Genomic DNA, 1,943 nt, shown 5'->3' with positions numbered 1-1,943 from the left:
CTCGCGTGTTGCATGTAGTTCACAACTACGTTCGTTGAGTCACTGCAGTGGTTTGCGACTGGCGTAGTGTACAGACTGACAGAGTCAGGGCGCCGCCTGTCGCCACGCCCATTTTTTTTTTTTTTTTTAAGACACGGGGGCCCCACCAGAGCTCCACCGGAAGGGGGCCGCCGGCAGCGTCAGTTGTGTAAAAGAGCCAGGTGCCGGTCGGTAGCTTCCCCGCCGGTGGCGACCGGCCCGGTTCTGGCCCGGCCCGCGCCATCGCGGCCGGTGGCGACCGGCCCGGTGCCGCCGTGGGGGGTGACCCTGTGGTCGTCCTCCCGGTCGGTCACGCGGACGTCGACCGGCTGGAAGAGCTGTTCGGTAATGCCGCCGCCCCGGGGAACCCGGTCGGCCGCGCCGCCGTCCTCGACGCCGATGACCGCGCCGAGATGCTCGCGGCCGGCGAGGACCTGCTGACCGGGTTCAGGCTGGGCGCCCACTTCGTACCCGAGGAGCTGGGCGGCCGGTTCGCCCGGCTCGACGACCTGGTCCGGGTCATGCGGGCCGTCTACCGGCGCGACCCCTGCCTGGGCCTCGGCCACGGCGCCGGCTCCTTCATGGCCGCCGTCAACGTGTGGACCGCCGGCAGCACCGCGCAGCGGCAACGGCTGGCCCGACGGCTGCTGACCGGCGGCCGGGCCGCCTGCGCCTACCACGAACTGGACCACGGCAACGACTTCACCCGGGCCGGCCTCACCGCGCTGCCCGGCCCCGACGGCCGGCTCCGCCTCGACGGCCGCAAGGAGGTCGTTGCCAACCTGCGGCGCGCCGAGACCATGGTCCTCTTCGCCCGCACCGACCCGGCGCACGGCAGCCGCAGCCACTCCCAGCTGCTCCTCGACACCGCCGAGCTGCCCGCGACGGCGGTACGGCACCTGGACCGGTTCCCCACCGTCGGCATGCGCGGAGTCCAGCTCGGTGGCATCGAGTTCACCGACTGCCCCGTCCCCGACGACAGCGTGGTCGGCCGCCCCGGCCAAGGCGTCGAAACCGCCCTGCGCTCCTTCCAGCTGACCCGCATCGCCCTGCCCGGCATGACCATCGGGCTGCTCGACACCGCGCTGCGCACCGCCGTCCGCGGCGTCCGCGGACGCACCCTGTACGGCGCCCCGGCCGCGGACCTGCCGCTGTCCCGGTCGATCCTCACCGAGACCTTCGCCGACCTGCTGCTCGCGGACACCTTCACCACCGTCGCCGCCCGCGCCGCGCACACCGCACCGGCCCAGGTCGGCGTCTACGCGAGCGCCGTCAAGTCCTTCGTCCCGACCGTTTTGATCCGCGCCGTCCAGCGGCTGTCCGAACTGCTCGGCTCCCAGTTCTACCTGCGCGCCGGCGAACAGCCGCTGTTCCAGAAGCTGCTGCGGGACGTGCAGCCGTCCGCGTTCGGCCACGCCTCTCGGATCTCCTGCCTCTCCGCGCTGCTGCCGCAACTGCCGCTCACCGCCCGCCGCGGCTGGCGCTCCGCCACGGCCGACCCGCTGCCCGCGGACACCTTCCGCCCCGGCCGGCCGCTGCCCCCGCTGTCCTTCGCGGACCTGACCGTCTCGGCCGCCGGCCGCGACCCGCTGGCCCGCTCCCTCGTCCTCGGCACCGAGGCCGCCGCGCCGGGCGACCCGCTCACGGAGTCCGGCCGCGCCTGGTGCGCGGAACTGACCGCGCTCACCGCCGACGCGTCCGCCCTGCCCCCCACCCTCATCGGACCCGACGCACCCCCGTACGCCTTCGGGCTGACCGCCCGCTGGACCGGCGTCCTCGCCGCGTCCGCCTGCCTGAACACCTGGTGGAGCCGGAACGGCGAGGCCGCCGACCCGGCCGTCACCCTCCCCCTCCTGCACCCCCTCCGCACCCATCTCGACCACCCCCCCCCCCCCCCCCCCCCCCCCCTCCCCCGCCCGCTTCAC

General features: G+C 74.2%; 1 protein-coding gene. It reads left to right on the top strand.

The genetic code is table 11. From position 1 onward, the window contains the following. Positions 1-293: 293 nt before the first annotated feature. A partial coding sequence (locus tag GV126_RS33150; protein ID WP_159674772.1) for an acyl-CoA dehydrogenase family protein occupies positions 294-1,943 on the top strand: 1,650 nt, incomplete at its 3' end.

This window comes from Streptomyces mexicanus (assembly GCF_902506575.1).
GTDB classification, from domain to species: Bacteria; Actinomycetota; Actinomycetes; order Streptomycetales; family Streptomycetaceae; genus Streptomyces; species Streptomyces mexicanus.
Note: the sequence above shows the minus strand (reverse complement) of the source record. Positions and strands in the feature narration are given on the sequence as shown.